The 15,667-nt window shown below is 65.3% G+C and carries 19 protein-coding genes and 1 riboswitch; of the genes, 10 read left to right on the top strand and 9 right to left on the bottom strand.

All coding sequences use genetic code 11. The features are described from left to right. Positions 1 to 19: 19 nt before the first annotated feature. Complete coding sequence (locus AABA84_RS32980; RefSeq protein ID WP_212247714.1) at positions 20 to 1,114, top strand: Acg family FMN-binding oxidoreductase; 1,095 nt, start codon at positions 20 to 22, stop codon at positions 1,112 to 1,114. On the opposite strand, the gene AABA84_RS32975 is transcribed toward AABA84_RS32980, so the two are convergent. After that, the gene (locus AABA84_RS32975) at positions 1,111 to 1,713 is read right to left on the bottom strand and encodes a hypothetical protein (protein WP_212247711.1); all 603 of its coding nucleotides are present in this window, start codon (positions 1,711 to 1,713) and stop codon (positions 1,111 to 1,113) included. The genes AABA84_RS32980 and AABA84_RS32975 overlap by 4 nt on opposite strands. A 77-nt stretch (positions 1,714 to 1,790) precedes the next feature. After that, on the bottom strand, positions 1,791 to 2,174 hold the full coding sequence (locus tag AABA84_RS32970; RefSeq protein ID WP_338314204.1) for a VOC family protein: 384 nt from the start codon (positions 2,172 to 2,174) through the stop codon (positions 1,791 to 1,793). Between the two features lie 106 nt (positions 2,175 to 2,280). Here AABA84_RS32970 and AABA84_RS32965 point away from each other — a divergent pair, with 106 nt between their 5' ends. After that, on the top strand, positions 2,281 to 3,201 hold the full coding sequence (locus AABA84_RS32965) for an enoyl-CoA hydratase/isomerase family protein (RefSeq protein ID WP_338314203.1): 921 nt from the start codon (positions 2,281 to 2,283) through the stop codon (positions 3,199 to 3,201). A 37-nt stretch (positions 3,202 to 3,238) separates the two neighbouring features. On the opposite strand, the gene AABA84_RS32960 is transcribed toward AABA84_RS32965, so the two are convergent. Then, a complete protein-coding gene (locus tag AABA84_RS32960) occupies positions 3,239 to 3,874 on the bottom strand; it encodes a hypothetical protein (protein ID WP_028144198.1) in 636 nt (211 codons plus the stop codon). A 166-nt stretch (positions 3,875 to 4,040) separates the two neighbouring features. Beyond that, the gene (locus AABA84_RS32955) at positions 4,041 to 4,901 is read right to left on the bottom strand and encodes a DUF1194 domain-containing protein (protein WP_338308444.1); all 861 of its coding nucleotides are present in this window, start codon (positions 4,899 to 4,901) and stop codon (positions 4,041 to 4,043) included. Positions 4,902 to 5,173: 272 nt separating this feature from the next. Next, a riboswitch (Fluoride riboswitch) is annotated at positions 5,174 to 5,251 on the top strand. Positions 5,252 to 5,353: 102 nt separating this feature from the next. Between AABA84_RS32955 and AABA84_RS32950 the strand changes: the two genes are divergently transcribed. The 6 genes from AABA84_RS32950 to AABA84_RS32925 all read left to right on the top strand — a co-directional run bounded on the left by AABA84_RS32950 (position 5,354) and on the right by AABA84_RS32925 (position 8,938). Beyond that, positions 5,354 to 6,562 carry an MFS transporter gene (locus AABA84_RS32950; RefSeq protein WP_338314202.1) on the top strand — a complete coding sequence of 403 codons (1,209 nt, stop codon included), beginning with the start codon at positions 5,354 to 5,356 and terminating at the stop codon, positions 6,560 to 6,562. Positions 6,563 to 6,581: 19 nt separating this feature from the next. Next, entirely contained in the window at positions 6,582 to 6,971 is a 390-nt protein-coding gene (gene crcB, locus AABA84_RS32945) for a fluoride efflux transporter CrcB (RefSeq protein WP_028144194.1), read from the top strand. Positions 6,972 to 6,977: 6 nt separating this feature from the next. Next, positions 6,978 to 7,403, top strand: coding sequence for a fluoride efflux transporter CrcB (crcB, locus tag AABA84_RS32940; RefSeq protein WP_338308446.1), 426 nt, complete (start codon positions 6,978 to 6,980; stop codon positions 7,401 to 7,403). Positions 7,404 to 7,405: 2 nt separating this feature from the next. Next, the gene (locus tag AABA84_RS32935; RefSeq protein ID WP_028144192.1) at positions 7,406 to 7,747 is read left to right on the top strand and encodes a DUF190 domain-containing protein; all 342 of its coding nucleotides are present in this window, start codon (positions 7,406 to 7,408) and stop codon (positions 7,745 to 7,747) included. A 44-nt stretch (positions 7,748 to 7,791) separates the two neighbouring features. Beyond that, positions 7,792 to 8,097: an ATP-dependent Clp protease adapter ClpS gene (gene clpS / locus AABA84_RS32930; RefSeq protein ID WP_018322577.1), complete on the top strand. Its 306-nt coding sequence runs from the start codon at positions 7,792 to 7,794 to the stop codon at positions 8,095 to 8,097. Positions 8,098 to 8,176: 79 nt separating this feature from the next. After that, the gene (locus tag AABA84_RS32925; protein ID WP_338314201.1) at positions 8,177 to 8,938 is read left to right on the top strand and encodes a hypothetical protein; all 762 of its coding nucleotides are present in this window, start codon (positions 8,177 to 8,179) and stop codon (positions 8,936 to 8,938) included. Between the two features lie 21 nt (positions 8,939 to 8,959). Here the strand turns inward: AABA84_RS32925 and AABA84_RS32920 are convergent, their stop codons facing one another. From AABA84_RS32920 to fabI, 4 genes are all read right to left on the bottom strand, one after another. Beyond that, the gene (locus AABA84_RS32920) at positions 8,960 to 10,150 is read right to left on the bottom strand and encodes an adenylate/guanylate cyclase domain-containing protein (protein ID WP_338314200.1); all 1,191 of its coding nucleotides are present in this window, start codon (positions 10,148 to 10,150) and stop codon (positions 8,960 to 8,962) included. A 62-nt stretch (positions 10,151 to 10,212) separates the two neighbouring features. After that, positions 10,213 to 11,301 (bottom strand): chorismate synthase, encoded by a 1,089-nt coding sequence (gene aroC / locus AABA84_RS32915; protein WP_338314199.1) that lies wholly within the window; start codon positions 11,299 to 11,301, stop codon positions 10,213 to 10,215. 81 nt (positions 11,302 to 11,382) lie between these two features. Beyond that, positions 11,383 to 11,982, bottom strand: coding sequence for a histidine phosphatase family protein (locus tag AABA84_RS32910; RefSeq protein ID WP_338314198.1), 600 nt, complete (start codon positions 11,980 to 11,982; stop codon positions 11,383 to 11,385). A 13-nt stretch (positions 11,983 to 11,995) separates the two neighbouring features. Further along, the gene (gene fabI / locus AABA84_RS32905) at positions 11,996 to 12,811 is read right to left on the bottom strand and encodes an enoyl-ACP reductase FabI (RefSeq protein ID WP_338314197.1); all 816 of its coding nucleotides are present in this window, start codon (positions 12,809 to 12,811) and stop codon (positions 11,996 to 11,998) included. Positions 12,812 to 12,984: 173 nt separating this feature from the next. Between fabI and AABA84_RS32900 the strand changes: the two genes are divergently transcribed. Then, positions 12,985 to 13,473, top strand: a complete 489-nt coding sequence (locus tag AABA84_RS32900; RefSeq protein ID WP_028144186.1) for an RNA polymerase sigma factor — start codon at positions 12,985 to 12,987, stop codon at positions 13,471 to 13,473. Positions 13,474 to 13,579: 106 nt separating this feature from the next. Beyond that, complete coding sequence (locus AABA84_RS32895; RefSeq protein ID WP_212247697.1) at positions 13,580 to 14,350, top strand: anti-sigma factor family protein; 771 nt, start codon at positions 13,580 to 13,582, stop codon at positions 14,348 to 14,350. 314 nt (positions 14,351 to 14,664) lie between these two features. On the opposite strand, the gene AABA84_RS32890 is transcribed toward AABA84_RS32895, so the two are convergent. Then, positions 14,665 to 15,627 (bottom strand): DnaJ C-terminal domain-containing protein, encoded by a 963-nt coding sequence (locus AABA84_RS32890; RefSeq protein WP_212247696.1) that lies wholly within the window; start codon positions 15,625 to 15,627, stop codon positions 14,665 to 14,667. Between the last annotated feature and the right edge of the window lie 40 nt (positions 15,628 to 15,667).

Here is a 15,667-nt window from a genome sequence, read left to right as displayed (position 1 = left end):
AGGCTTGCTGTGCAAGGGCATGGAGCGGACGTTTGTGGTTGACCGGCGACAGTTCATCGCAACCGCGCTCGGGTTGTCAGCGGCCGCGATCGGCGGCTTCCCCGCCGCAGCAGCAACGATGACCTATGAGGAGGCAGTGACGACGTCTCGGGCTCCGCTGCAGGCCGTGCCGAGGGATCGCGAACTCGTGCGCTTTGCCACCCTCGCCGCCAACAGCCACAACACCCAGCCGTGGATCTTCTCCGCTCGCGGCAACGAGATCGCGATTGCACCGGACTTCACGCGCCGCTGTCCGGCCGTCGACCCGGACGATCATCACCTCTTCGTCAGTCTCGGCTGCGCCGCAGAAAACCTCATCCTCGCCGCAACCAAGCTGGGCTGGCGCGCCGATCCGGTCATCGACGGCGACAGGATCGTGATCGCGCTCGAGCAGGCCCCGCCCGCCGCATCAGCGTTGGCGGCCGCGATTCCGGTCAGGCAATGCACCCGCGCGGCGTTCGACGGCAGGCCGGCCGCAACCGAGACCTTGCGCCAGCTCGAAAGCGCCTGCCGCGAACCTGATGTCGCGGCCATCCTGATGACCGAGCGCACCGCGATCGCCGGGGTCACCGACTATGTGCTCGAAGGCAACTCCGCGCAAATGCGCGACAAGGCCTTCATGCGCGAGCTCGTGAGCTGGATTCGCTTCAACGAGACAGAGGCGCTCGCGACCATGGACGGATTGTTCTCACCCGCCTCGGGGAATCCCTCTTTGCCGTCATGGCTGGCCCGGCCGCTTCTGAAACTCTTCTTCACGGAGAGCGGGGAAAACAAGAAGTACCGCGAACAGCTCGCCAGCTCTGCGGGCATCGTCGTGCTCGCGGCCGAGCGCAGCGATAAATCGCACTGGATTGCGGTCGGCCGCGCCTGCCAGCGCTTCGGTTTGCAGGCGACCGCGCTCGGGCTCAAATATTCCTTCGTCAACCAGCCGGTCGAGGTGGCGGCGCTGAGGCCGCAATTCGCGGCCTCAATCGGACTGGGCGCACGGCGTCCCGATATCGTGATGCGTTTCGGGTACGGCCCGGACCTGCCGAAATCGCTACGGCGTCCGCCGGAGCTGGTGATGCGAACCTAACGCCGAAGGCCGCCCAGGGCCGGCGACTCGCCGGGCAGCATGTTCGATCTGATATCGCTGTCCATGCGACCCGAGTCCTGCTGGATGAAACCGGCGCCGAACGACAGACTGAGGTTGGAGGTCGGTTTGAACTCGACGCCCGCAAACGCGCTGGTGCCGGGAGCCGCGCCCGACGTCAGCGGCGCCACCGAGCTGCCGATGCCATTGCCATATTTCAACGTGTCGAAACCGGCAAAGAACGTCACGGGCAAGCCGCCAGCTGTCTTGGTGGTGTAGCCGAACTGCGTGCTGTCATAGGAGAGCGCGCTGAAATTGCCGGCGAGCCCGGTCTGACTGAGCCCGCTCCAATTGAGGTTGCCGCGCTGGCTGCCGACGAAGAAGCCGTTCGCAAAATTAGTGCGCCCGCCTGCGTCACCGGCATTGAAGCTCGAAAAATTGCCGTAAGGATCGGAGCCCTGGCCATCGCTGCCGCCAAAGCCAAACGGTCCGCCCGGTATGACATATCTCAGCGGTGCAACTTGCGCATCAACGGACGTTCCGCCGAGGCAGAGCACGGCGAAGATAGCTGCAAGACCGCATGAAGCTGCAAGGCGGGACATTCAGGTAACCTTCGAAAACCTCGCAAATTATACCCTCCGGCGCTGAGGAATGCCAGCGAGGCTGCGCCGGCATCGCCTCACCCGGGTTCCGGGATACCCATGCCGAAGGTGAGCTGATTGCCGTCGGCATCAACGATGTCGAAATCGCGCATGCCGTAATCGCGATCCTCCGGCTGGTTGATGGGCCTGGCGCCACGGCCCGACAATTCGGCATAGAGCTGGTCGACGTCGCGTACGAAAATGCAGAGGCCGCCCTGCCCGGGCAATCGTTTCGTCCTGGCCGCTGCCAGCAGATGCAGAGCGACCACGTCGCGGCAGAGGCAGGCATGGGACAAGGGCGCACCATATTCGAAGGTGACCTCGAACCCGAGCACGTCGCGGCAATAGGCGAGGCTCGCGGCGATGTCGGAGACGACGAAAACGGTGGCGGAGCCGGCCATCATGGGATGTTCGTCGGTCATCTGTGCTCTCCAAGTCGCGAGCAATCTCCCGCACGCAGCCTAGCATGCGCGCCCGAGGTCTTGCACGGGCCGCGCCGCAACGTAAGCTGGTCACGAAGCCGCGCTCTTGCCGCTGACGATCCCGCATCTGGCGGAACGGACTGACGATGTCCGGCGGCTGATCGGCGGTGGCGCCCTTGCGGTCGCGTGCGAAGTCTTGCGCAAGGTCGAGCGGCAGTTGAAGGTGCTGTCCGATGACAGCATGGAGAGCTCGGTGACATCTGACGATCCGGTCGTATACGAACGTCTCGACGACATCGCCCGCATCACGCTGCGCCGCCCGCCCGTCAATGCGCTGAGCCTCGAGATGATCCGCGCGGTTGTCGCCGCCTTCCGCCGCGCTGCGGACGACGACGGCGCGCGCGTGGTCGTGCTGGCGAGCGCAATTGCAAAACGTTTTTCGGCAGGCCTCGACCTCGACATCCTGCTTGGCAGGTCCGGCGCCGAGATCCGGGAATTCCTCCAGGCGCTCTATATCGACCTTTACGATGCCCAGTACGGGCTCGGAAAACCTTCGATCGCCGCAGTCGGCGGCGCGGCACGCGGTGGTGGCATGACCATGGCGGTGTCCTGCGACGTGGTGCTGGCATCCGAGAGCGCGACGTTCGGCTATCCCGAGATCGACGTCGGCGTCATTCCCGCGATCCACTACGCGCATCTGCCGCGAATCGTCGGACGCCACCGTGCCTTCGAGCTGCTGTTCACCGGCCGGGTCTTCAGCGCCATGGAAGCACGCGAGCTCGGCGTGGTGAATCGCGTCATCGCGGATGTGGAGCTCGAGGCCGAGGTCGCGAAGCTCGCTGCGCAGTTCACCGGCAAATCAGCCGCGGTGCTGCGCATGGGCCGCGCGGCCTTCATGCGCCAGATCGATCTCGACTATCGCCGCAGCATTGCAAGCGCCGTGGACGATTTCTGCAACGTCGCGACGTCGGATGAGGCGCAGGAGGGCTTGAGGGCGTTCGTGGAGAAGCGGGCGCCGAAATGGTGAGGACGGCAGGCCCCGCGCGTATCTGGGCGCCGCGCGCTCAGGCGGTCCTGTCGACGGAGGACGACGTGTCGGCCGGCGGATATTTCGTCACCGGCACCATGAAGGATTTCGTGCCGACCTGGTAGATGACCTTGCCGTTCTGCCCGTCATCGGTCGCGATCTGCGTCTGCCCGAACATGATGACGTTCTTGTAGACGTAGCCGGTGCCCTGGCGCGTGACGCCGTCGGTGGTGACGCTGACCTGCGCTTCCTTGCCATTGACCGCGAGCACCTTGAAGCTCGCGCTCTTGCCGTTGGCGCTGGAATAGCCGCCCCAGCTTCCCATGAGGCGACTGTCGGAAGCCGGCGGGGCCTGCTTCTCGAGATTCGCGGTCTGCTTGCCGGCGCCCCCGAAGGAGAACAGCATCACCATGTTCTTGCCGTCCTTGGTGCCGACCGTGACCCCGCCAAAAGTGATAAGTGTGCCCTGAACCTCGGCAAAGCCGCGCTCGGTGTGCCCGTTATGGGTGTACTCGACCTGCGCCCGGGCGCCGCGGATGTTCACGACCTTGAAGCCGACGGGCTGGTTGTTGCCCACCCAATTGCCCTTCCAGTCGCCGACCAGAGCACTCTGGTGATACAGCCGCTCGTTGGCGGGCGAAATCTGGTTGGTGCTCGATGTGACGGTGGCCATTGGACTGCTCGGAGACAGGTCTGACAAACCCGCTTTCGTTAGCCCCAGCAATGTCAGGATGCCGGCTGGAAACGGACAGAAACCATGCGATTAGGGACACGCGCCGGTTAACGAGCCGTTAAACTCAACTGCCGGCTGGATGGGCAAAAGGTCTCAGCCGGGGGCTTCAGCGCCCCCAGCGGTCCGACCAGATCTTTTCGCCGATCAGGCAGTTGACGCGCGGCTCCTTGTCGGCGACGCGCATCACGGGGCGCTCCGGCGTGCGGCCGGCGACCTCCATCAGCAGCTTGGTGCGGATCGCCTCTTTGAACTTGTCGCGGTCCTTGATCGTGATGACGAAGGAGCCCGGACCGCCGATGACGCAGTCCTCGTAGTAGAAATCGAGATTGTCGATATCCATGGTCGAATAGGACGGCTCCTTGACCATGATCGGCAGGCCGTTGATGACGACGCCCTTCTCCAGCGCGGCGTCGCGTGCCACCGTGACCGGGCCGCCATTGTTGTTGGGGCCGTCGCCGGAAATGTCGATCACCCGGCGCAGGCCCCGATAGGGATCCTCGTCGAACAGCGGCATCGCGAAAGTTATCGCACCGGAGATCGAGGTGCGCGAGGCGCGCCGGATCGGCGTCTTCATGATCTCGGCGGCGACTGCATCCGCCGTCTCCGGGCCGTCGATCAGCCGCCAGGGAATGATGATCTTCTGGTCGCTCGAGGCGGCCCACTCGAAATAGGTCACCGCAATCCGGCCGTTCGGTCCGAGCTTCAGCGCCTGAAGAAATTCCTTCGACTGGATCGCCTGCGCATAGCCTTCGCGCTGGATCGCGAGCTCGTCCATGTCCATGGAGTAGGATACGTCGACCGCAAGGATCAGCTCGACGTCGACCGTCTGCGCGTCCCTGTCGGCCGCAAACCGCTGCGGCTGGTTCTTTGGCTCAAATTTTGGTCCTGGTGCCGCGATGCCCGCGACGTCGCCTCCGGCAAACATGCCGGCAACCAGCACAGCCCCGATCGAGAACAGCAAACGCATCGCAGTCTCCCGTCGTATGACGCGATGGTGACATGCAATCGCCGAGCCGCAAAGGGCGAAGATCGCTTGCGCTTCACATTCAAGTTAGGAAGCTGCGGGTTGGGACTATGCACGCCCTTGCGCAGAGCTGCCGCCGTGTTGCCGCGCTCGCGCCGCTGGAACGCGCCAGATTGCCCGCATCATCGGGCTCACGATGCGCGAAGCCGGAACGACGAGCCGCGGGACAGAGCGTCCCGCCTACTTGTCCGGCACGATTTCCATGCTAGGTTGGCCACACAGATGGGGATGGAGTCCCCCGATAACCGCCCGCCGGTCGATGACCGTGGTGGGCTGATGACTTCTGCTTGAGGAGGGGCAATCTTTGAGCCTCTGCCTTCGGCGGGAGCATGGACAAACCCGCCGGTGGCGGGTTTTTTGTTGTCTGGCGACGAAAGCCGGGAGAAGGCGAAGACGTGACGACGACGACACCAAGTACTGCACGTAGCGCGCTGCCCAGGGGGATCTGGGTGCTCGGCTTCGTCTCGATGCTGATGGACATCTCCTCCGAGATGATCCACGCGCTGCTGCCGGTCTATCTCGTCACGGTGCTGGGCGCTTCGACGCTGACCGTCGGCTTCATCGAGGGCATGGCGGAAGCGACGGCTTCGATCACCAAGATCTTTTCCGGCGCGCTGTCGGACTGGCTCGGGCGGCGCAAGCTGCTGGCCGCCCTTGGCTATGGCCTTGCCGCCTTCACCAAGCCGCTGTTCCCGCTTGCGCCCAGCGTCGGATGGCTGATTGGCGCGCGCTTCATCGATCGCGTCGGCAAGGGCATTCGCGGCGCGCCGCGCGATGCGCTGATCGCCGATATCGTCCCCGTCGGCCAGCGCGGCGCGAGCTTCGGCCTGCGGCAGTCGCTCGATACCATCGGCGCCTTCGTCGGGCCGCTCGTGGCGATCGGCCTGATGTGGTGGACGGCGGACAATTTCGCCCTCGTCTTCTGGTTCGCCGTGCTGCCGGCATTCCTGTCCTTCGGCCTGATCACGTTCGCGGTGAGCGAGCCGGAGCCGGATCCGAGCCGGGAGCCTGCAGGGAATCCGCTCAATCTCGCCGCGATGCGGCAGCTCGGCGCGGTCTATTGGCGCGTCGTGGCTGTCGGCGTCGTCTTCACCCTCGCGCGCTTCAGCGAGGCCTTTTTGATCCTGCGGGCACAGAATATCGGGCTCAATGCGATGTGGGTGCCGGCGGTGCTGGTGCTGATGAACGTCGTCTACGCGCTGTCGGCCTATCCGGCCGGCGTGCTCTCGGACCGGATCAACCGGACCGGCTTGCTCGCGGTCGGGCTCGTCTTCCTCGCGTGTGCCGATCTCGCGCTGGCGCTGCTGCCGAGCCTCGGCGGCCTCGCGCTCGGCGTCGTACTGTGGGGGCTGCATATGGGACTGACGCAAGGCCTGCTCTCGGCCCTCGTCGCCGACGCCGCGCCACCGAGCCTGCGCGGCACCGCGTTCGGCTATTTCAACCTGTTCACCGGCCTTGCCCTGCTCGCCGCGAGCGTCATCGCCGGCGCGCTGTGGGACGCCTATGGTCCGGCAGGAACGTTCTTTGCGGGGCTCGGCTTCGCGCTGGTCTCGCTCGTGGGACTATTGGCCGTCGGCAACGGTCTGGCAGCGGAAGACAAATGAGGATGAGAGGTCGTTCGTCGTGCTGAGCGGAGCAATCGCGATCATGGTCGGCAGCGTGCTCGGCGGCTGCGCGCGCTATTTCGTTTCCGGCGTGATCGCGCGGCGGCTGGGCGAGACGTTTCCGTGGGGCACCATGACCATCAACGTCACCGGTGCCTTCCTGATCGGCATTTTCGGCGCGCTGGCGACCCATCCCGGCTCGGCCTTCGCCGCGCCCAATCCGTGGCTGTTCGCGGTCACGGGATTTCTCGGCTGCTACACCACGGTGTCCTCGTTCAGCCTGCAGACGCTGACGCTCGTGCGGAGCGGCGAACCGATGCATGCGCTCGGCAATGTCGTGTTCTCGGTCGGGCTCTGCCTTGCCGCCGTCAGCTGCGGTTTCCTCCTTGCGGACGGCTTGGGAGGCTAGAGGCCGATGAACTCCCCTTCCGCCGAGCGCTGGCGCACTGCGATGCTTTACGGCTGGGTTGCCGCCGGCAGCATCGTCGGCGGGCTGACGCGCTATCTCGTCGGGCTCGCGCTCGACACCGGACCGGGCTTTCCCTTGGCGACGCTGTTCATCAACGCCACGGGCTCGCTGATCATCGGCTTCTACGCGACGCTGACCGGCCCCGACGGCCGCATGCTGGCACGGCCCGAGCACCGGCAATTCGTCATGACCGGGTTTTGCGGCGGCTACACCACTTTTTCGACCTTCAGCCTGGAGACCTTCCGCCTGTTCCACGGCGGCATGAAATACACCGCGCTCGCCTATATCGCGGCGTCCGTCATCTGCTGGCTGGTGTCGGTATGGATCGGCCATATGATGGCGAGCCGCTACAACCGCTTGACAAGGAGCTGACCATGCAAATCCCCAATCAGGCAGTTTCACTCCGGATCTTCATCGGCGAGAGCGACCATTTCGACGGCAAGCCACTCTATGAAGCGATCGTGATGACGGCGCGCGAGCGGCATCTCGCCGGCGCCACCGTGCTGCGCGGCCCCATGGGCTTCGGCAAATCGAGCCGGCTGCATACGTCGAAGATATTGCGGCTTTCGGAAGACCTGCCGCTGCTGATTGAGATCGTCGACAGCGAGGACAACATCAACGCATTCCTGCCCATCCTGGACGGCATGATGTCGAGCGGTCTGATCACCTTGGAGAAGGTGCAGGTCCTGCAATATGGTGCGAAGGCCGCAGGCTGATCGCTGCGGCAGGGAACCCGAGCCCGCCGTGTCCGGGAGGCGGAATGAACAACACTGTCACCAAGCCGAAGACGCGGACGAAGACCAAGGTCGAGCGGCCGAAGCTGCACAAGGTCATCCTGATCAACGACGACTACACGCCGCGCGAATTCGTCACCATGATCCTGAAGGCCGAATTCCGCATGACCGAGGATCAGGCCTACAAGGTGATGATCACCGCTCACAAGCTCGGCGCCTGCGTCGTCGCCGTGTTCACCAGGGACGTCGCCGAGACCAAGGCCACCCGCGCCACCGACGCCGGCCGCGCCAAGGGCTATCCGCTGCTGTTCACGACGGAGCCGGAGGAGTAGCGGCGCGATCTGCCCGCTTCGGGTCAATTTTAGCGATCCGCGCTACCGCAGGTTCAATCTCCTGTGTCACCACAACGCGATGACAGTCGCACTGCGCAAACAGCTCGCGCTCGAGCCCGCCCGCCCCGATACCTCGTTCGGTCCGTTCAAGCTCCTGCATGCCCTGCCCTGGCTGATCCTGGCGGCTGCAATGCGCGTGATCGCGTTCGGCGGCGGCGCCGTGGCACTGCCGGCCATCATCGTTTCCGACATTTCGGTGCTGCTGGCGTTCTTTGCGACGGCACGACAATCGATCGAGGCGGCCGGCGGCCAATCCTCGCTCGGCACGCTGACATTGGGCGAGCAGTTCAAGCTCTCCTTCTCGATCCTGTGGCGGATCATGCTCGTGATGATCGCGGCGGCGCTCAGCGCCGCCGCGATCGGCTATGAGGCTTCGTATCATCTGATGGCAGGCCTCGACGGCATGGCATTCGACCAGTTCACCCATCCCGGTCGATTCTGGAGCGCATGGATCGCCGCACTCGTGCTGCTCATGATCGTCCGTGCCGAGCGCGACGACGGCAAGGTCGCCCTGTTTGCCGCCATCGGCGAATTCGCGCGGCACGGACTGTGGCTCGGCGCCGCCGTCATCGTTCTCGGCAGCGTCAACGTCGCCCTCGCCTATGGACAGGAAGCGGTGCGCAGCGCGATCTGGAATTTCTGGCAGACCTCGTCGGCGACCCAGTTCAGCAAGAACCTGATCTATTTCGTATTCATCTTCAGCTTTGCCATGCTGCGGCTGTGGATCACTCTGACGATCCTGACGCTTGGGCTGAGGCAGTCGTATGTGCGCGCTGACTAATTCCGCCGACGGTGCCGTCCACTAGGCCATCACAACTGGTGTCTCCTCGCCGAGCCCATACACGCGCTGCGCCTTGGAAAATCCCGCGATCGGAAATTCGCCGAGCTCGTGCCAGTCGTGGCGACAGACGTTGGCAAAGCCTTCCGAGGCGACGACGGTCCGCCCCAGGCGGCCCGTGATCTTCTCGAGCCTTGCGGCAAGGTTGACGGCAGGACCAATGCAGGTGAAGTCGAGCCGGTTGCCACCGCCGATATTGCCGTAGAGGATGTTGCCGACATGCAACGCGACGCCGAAGCGGAAGCGCTCGACGGCGTCGCCGACCGGAAAGGCCAGCGCCTCGACGCTGGCGCGGGACTCGCGCGCCGCTTCCAGCACCCGCGTGCAGACATGGGCGGCATCGCCAACATATTCGTCGATCGGGAACACCGCGAGCAGGCCGTCGCCCATGAACTTCAGCACCTCGCCGCCATGGCCGCGGATCGCGGCGACTTGGCAGTCGAAATAATGGTTCAGGATCTCGACCACGGTCTCGGCGGGCAGCCGGTCTGAGAGCGCGGTGAAGCCGCGAAGGTCCGAGAGCCAGATCGCGGCCTGCATGGTGTCGTTGTGGCCGCGGCGGATCTGGCCGCCCAGGATGCGCGCGCCAGCGCGGTTGCCGACATAGGTGTCGAGCAGCATCTCGGCGGTGCGGCGCAGGCTGATGATCTCGCTGACGCGCGCCAGCGGCGTCACGATGGAGCGGATCGCCGCGATGTGGTCGTCGGTGAAGCCGCCGGGATGCCGTGTCACCCAGCTCGTCGCGTGGACCGAGCCGTCGAGAAACGGCATCGGCACGGCGACATAGTCGGTCGCCCCTTCGGCGCGCAGGTCGTCGAGGATCGGAAACCTCTTGTTGTCGGGATCTCCAATGCGCCCCCTGACCTCGATCCCCTGCTCGAACACGATGCGGAGCGGGCTCGCGGCGAATTCAGGCGTGTCGAGGATCTCGAAATCGACGGTGCCGATCTCGACCTCCTCACCCTGCCGCCAGATGAAGTTGCGGCCGAAGATCTCCGGATGCAGCGTGCGGATGAAAATGCCGAACCGCCACAGCGGCAGGCCTGCTTCGACCAGATGTTCGCAGACGTCCGAGATCATCTCGGCCGGGGTGCCCGACGACCGCGCGCCGTCGATCAGCCAGTTGGTGATGCGCTGGAGCTCGGAGCTTTCCATGTCCGCATTTGCGGACGAAGTTGTGGGATCGTCAAGCTGCGCGGTGGGCTAGTACCGCGACATCAGCGCCCCACCTGCCCGCGATCGCGCAAAAAGTGGTCGGCGAGCACGCAGGCCATCATAGCTTCGCCGACGGGGACGGCGCGGATGCCGACGCAGGGGTCGTGACGGCCCTTGGTGAAGATCTCGGTCTCGGCCCCCTTGCGATCGACGGTGAGACGCGGCTGCAGGATCGACGAGGTCGGCTTCACCGCGAAACGCACCACCACCGGCTGCCCCGTGGAGATGCCGCCCAGCACGCCGCCGGCATGGTTGGACAAAAAGCGCGTGCCGTCATTGCCGGTGCGCATCTCGTCGGCGTTCTCCTCGCCGGTCAATTCCGCCGCGCCGAAGCCGGCGCCGATCTCGACACCCTTCACCGCATTGATGGTCATCATCGCGCCCGCCAGATCGGAATCGAGCTTGGCGTAGATCGGCGCGCCAAGGCCGGCCGGCACGCCTTCGGCGACCAGCTCGATCACCGCGCCGATCGAGGAGCCGCTCTTGCGGATGCCATCGAGATAGGTCTCGAAGAACGCGGCCTTGTCCTTGTCCGGGCAGAAGAACGGATTTCTTGCGATCTCGTCCCAGTCCCATTTGGCGCGGTCGATCTTGTGCGGCCCGATCTGCACCAGCGCGCCGCGCACCTTGACGTCGGGCAGCACTTTGCGCGCGATGGCGCCGGCGGCAACGCGCGTCGCGGTCTCGCGCGCCGAGGAGCGGCCGCCGCCGCGATAATCGCGCAGGCCGTATTTGGCTTCATAGGTGAAGTCGGCGTGACCCGGGCGAAACTTGTCCTTGATCTCGGAATAGTCCTTGGAGCGTTGGTCGGTGTTCTCGATCAGGAGCCCGATCGGCGTGCCCGTCGTCACCTGCACGCCGGTCTCCGGATGCGCCATCACGCCGGAGAGGATTTTGACCTGGTCCGGCTCCTGGCGCTGGGTGGTGAAGCGCGACTGGCCCGGCCGGCGGCGGTCGAGGTCGCCCTGGATGTCGGCCTCGGTGAGCGGGATCATGGGCGGGCAGCCATCGACCACGCAGCCGATCGCCACCCCATGGCTCTCGCCGAAGGTGGTCACGCGGAACATGTGGCCGAAGGTGTTGAAGGACATCGCTGCTCGCTAAGCTCGGTTCCGGCGTGTGGTAACGCGAGGGGGGCCGGGGGTCAAACCCGCAGCAGGCGCTGGACCGGCTTAGCCATGCTTCTCCAGCCGGCCGTCGTGGAACACGTAGACGGCGCCCTGCTGGATATAGAGCTCGGCGGCGCTGGCCGGCGTTTCCAGGCCGAGCGAAACCATCAGGGCCCGGCAGGTCCCCCCATGGGCGACCGCGACGATGTCGGTCCGGAGCTGGTCGTACCAGGCGCGCACACGGACCTGCACATCGGCGTAGGTCTCCCCGCCGGCGGGGCCCACCGTCCATTTGTCGGCGAGCCGCCTCGCATAGATTTCGGGATCGGTCGCCTCACTCTCGGCCAGCGTCAGCCCCTCCCAGCTGCCGTAGCCGATCTCGCGCAGACGATCATCGAGCGAATAGTCCGCCACCGGCAGTTCGAGCTTGGCGCGCGCGAGTTCCATGGTTTGGCGCGCCCGGCCGAGCGGGCTCGACACATAGGGCAACGTCGCTTTGTCGCGGCCATCGCGCTTGAAGAGATCGGCGAGAATGCTGCCGGCCTGCACGGCCTGACCGCGTCCACGCGCGTTCAGCGGAACGTCCTTGGTGCCCTGAAGCCTCCCGAGCGCATTCCACTCGGTCTCACCATGGCGAAGATAATAGATCGTGGGCACGGGCATTCCGGATTTGAGGCTAGTCCTTGCCGCCGAACGAGATGTCCGGCGCGTCCGGGCGCTTCATGCCGAGCACGTGATAGCCGGAATCGACGTGATGCACCTCGCCGGTGACGCCGCGCGAGAGGTCGGAGAGGAAATACAGCGCACTGCCGCCGACGTCCTCGGTCGACACGTTGCGTCGCATCGGCGCGTTGGCCTCGTTCCACTTCAGGATATAGCGGAAGTCGCCGATGCCGGACGCCGCGAGCGTCTTGATCGGACCTGCCGAGATCGCATTGACGCGGATGTTCTTCTCGCCGAGGTCGGCGGCGAGATAGCGCACGCTGGCCTCCAGCGCCGCCTTGGCGACGCCCATCACGTTGTAATGCGGCATCCACTTCTCGGCACCGTAATAGCTGAGCGTGATCAGCGAGCCGCCGTCGGTCATCAGCTTCTCGGCGCGCTGCGCCACGGCCGTGAACGAGTAGCAGGAGATCAGCATCGACTTGGAGAAATTCTCCTGCGTGGTGTCGACATAGCGGCCGTCGAGCTGCTCGCCATAGGCGATCGCGTGCACCAGGAAGTCGATCTTGCCCCACTTCTCCTTCAGCACAGCGAACGCGGCATCGATGGTCGCGGCATCCGTGACGTCGCAATGGCCGAGCACGAGACCACCGATCTCGGCGGCGAGCGGCTCGACGCGCTTCTTCAGCGCATCGCCCTGGTAAGTGAAGGCGAGCTTGGCGCCGGCGGCGTGGCATGCCTTGGCGATGCCCCAGGCGATCGAGCGGTTGTTGGCAACGCCGAGGACCACTCCGCGCTTTCCTTGCATCAGACCCGAATTCTGCGCCATTTTTGAACGTCCCGTCGAACTCTTGGTGAGGTCTGGAGGTACACCAGCCCTCCCCTGCGGTACAGCCCTATTACGCCGCGTTAACGCTGTTTCGACCGCCGGAATAGCCGTTCCGTTCGGGTGTTATGATCGCTATAGGCGCTCGCGCCTGATACCAGGACGTCAAGACCGCAATGAGTGCGTTTCGCCAGAGTGTGGAAGCCATGATCCCGGCGTTGCGCCGCTACGCCCGCGCGCTCACGCGCGACGCGGACGCGGCCGACGATCTGGTGCAGGACACGCTGGTGCGGGCACTGCGTTCGGAGCGATTGTTTCTCGGAGGCGACGTCAGGAGCTGGCTCTACACGATCCTGACCAATCTCAACAAGAATCGGCGGCGCTCGCTGGCGAGGCGGCCGCAGTTCATGCAGCTGACGGAGAACAACCCGGATGCCAGCGGCACCGAAGCCGAAGGGCGCGACATCGAGAGGGCGCTGGCGACGCTCGTCGAAGAGCAACGCTCGGTGTTGCTCCTGGTCATGCTGGAAGGCATGAGCTACCGCGAGGTCGCCGACATCCAGGGCGTGCCGATCGGCACCGTGATGTCGCGCCTGGCCCGCGCCCGCGCCCACGTCAAGGCCTCGCTGGAGGGCGAGCGCCCGACGCTCAGGCGGGTGAAATGATGGCAGGGTTGATGCATCGCGCGTCGTCCGCCCGCAGCATGCCGACGAGCTGCGCGAAGTCGAGCTTTGAACGACATTTAAGGCCCCAGAGCCAGAGACGATTGATATGAACGACCGCAATATCCCAGTGACCGAGGACGAACTGCACGCCTATGTCGACGGCGAGCTGCCGGCCGAGCGCCGCGCCGACGTCGAGGCCTGGCTCGCCGCTCATCCTGAAGAGGCCGAGCGCGTGCAGTCCTGGCGGGCCATGGCGGAGATGCTGCACGCCCGCTACGACGCCGTCGCCCAGGAGCCGGTGCCGGCACGGCTGGAGCTCGAGCGGCTGGAGCGCCGCCCGCGGCAATGGCTCTATGGCGCCGCCGCGGCCGTGCTGGTTGCTTTCGTCGCCGGCGGCACGGCCGGCTGGGTCGCGCATGGCGCCGCCAGCGCGCCCTCCACCTTCCAGAGCTTTACGGCGGACGCGCTCGACGCCCACCGCCTCTACGTCGTCGAGGTCCGCCACCCCGTCGAGGTCGGCGGCAACGAGCGCGACCACCTCCAGGCCTGGCTGACCCGGCGCTGCGGCTGGACCGTGTTCGCGCCGAATCTGGAGGCGAGCGGGCTGAAGCTCGTCGGCGGCCGGCTCTTGCCGGGTCCGAACGGTCCGGCCTCGTTCCTGATGTATGAGGGCGCCTCGGGCGAACGCTACACGATCTACACCGCCAAGACCGAGAATGGTGCGACGCAAATGCGCTACGCCAGGACGGACAAGGACGGCGCATTGTTCTGGGCCGAGCGCGGCGTCGGCTACGTTGTCAGCGGTGGCGGTGATCGCGACCGGCTGACCCGGGTGGCGCAGGCGGTCTATGATCAGGCCGAGAAAAACGGCACCTAGACAGCCGTTCGAGGGCGGTGCCCAGATTCCGTCATTGAAAATTTGGAATGAAGACATCGGCGCGTCTCATTATCGCACCGGATGATCACGCGAAAATGAGCAGCGTTCGATCCGCCGATCGACGCGGGCGGCCTCGATTGGGGTTTTTGGTACCGCGCTGGTCCCCCTCTCGAGGCCGCACCTTTTTATCGGCTGCCCCGCCGGACAGCCGACACGTCGAGTTCATGAAGCGCTACCACGCCTCAGGCTTATGATGAGCATCATCTCCAGGACGATGCCCTAGACCTTTGAGAGAACCCCTTCAGTTCGAACGCCTAGCCAAGCCCGCTACGTGGATTGTAGGGGTGTTGGTCCCGCCACTTCTCCATCAATGCTTCAAGCTCGGCGTCGTTCCCGTCCGGTAGCATAATCCTGATAGTGACAAAGAGATCCCCGGTTCCGCCAGTTTTCGGCAGGCCCTTGCCCTTGAGGCGGAAGGTCCGGCCGCTGGAAGTGTTTTTTGGAACCGAAAGCTCCACGGCATTGCCCAGGGTGGGCACGCGGACCTTACCGCCGAGCACGGCCTCATAGAGCGTCACTGGCAGATCGATCCGCAAGTCGGCGCCCTCGACCTTGAAGTAGGCGTGCGGCGCGATGCCGATGGTGATCAGGAGATCTCCGGGCGGATGGCCCTGCGCGGACTCGCCCTGCCCCCGAAGCCGGATCTGCTGGCCTTCGGTGACGCCGGCCGGAATCTTGACGTTGAGCTCCTTGCCCGTCGGCAGCCGGACGCGCTTCTCGCCGCCCTTGACCGACTCTTCCAGCGAGACGGACATGGCAACGTTCACGTCGAGATCGAGCCCGACGCCGCCGGTGTCGAATTCGAACTGCCCGGCGCCGCCGGCCCCAGGCCGGGCGCCGCGCATGCCGCCGCCGAACATGCTGTTGAGGATATCCTCGAACGCGCCGCCGCCCTGGCCGGGGCCGCCGCCGGAGCGGAACGAATAGCTTTCGAACCCGCCGGGCCCGGCACGGCCGCGGGGCCCGCCGCCGCCCGGAAAACCCTGGAAGCGCGGCTTGCCGTCGGCGTCGATCTCGCCGCGGTCGAACTGCTTGCGCTTGTCCTCGTCGCCGATGATTTCGTTCGCCGAGTTGATCTCGGAGAAGCGCTCGGCGGCTTTCGGGTCGTCCTTGTTGCTGTCGGGATGATGCTTCTTGGCAAGCTTGCGATAGGCGCTCTTGATCGCGGCAGCGCTGGCGCTCCGCGGCACCCCCAAGACCTCATAGGGGTCGCGCATCCGTCACGTCTCCTTCAAGAAATCGAATTGTTCAAAGGGC

This window comes from Bradyrhizobium sp. TM239 (assembly GCF_036247985.1).
Lineage (GTDB): Bacteria > Pseudomonadota > Alphaproteobacteria > Rhizobiales > Xanthobacteraceae > Bradyrhizobium > Bradyrhizobium ottawaense.
This window is presented reverse-complemented; position numbering and strand designations above follow the sequence as displayed.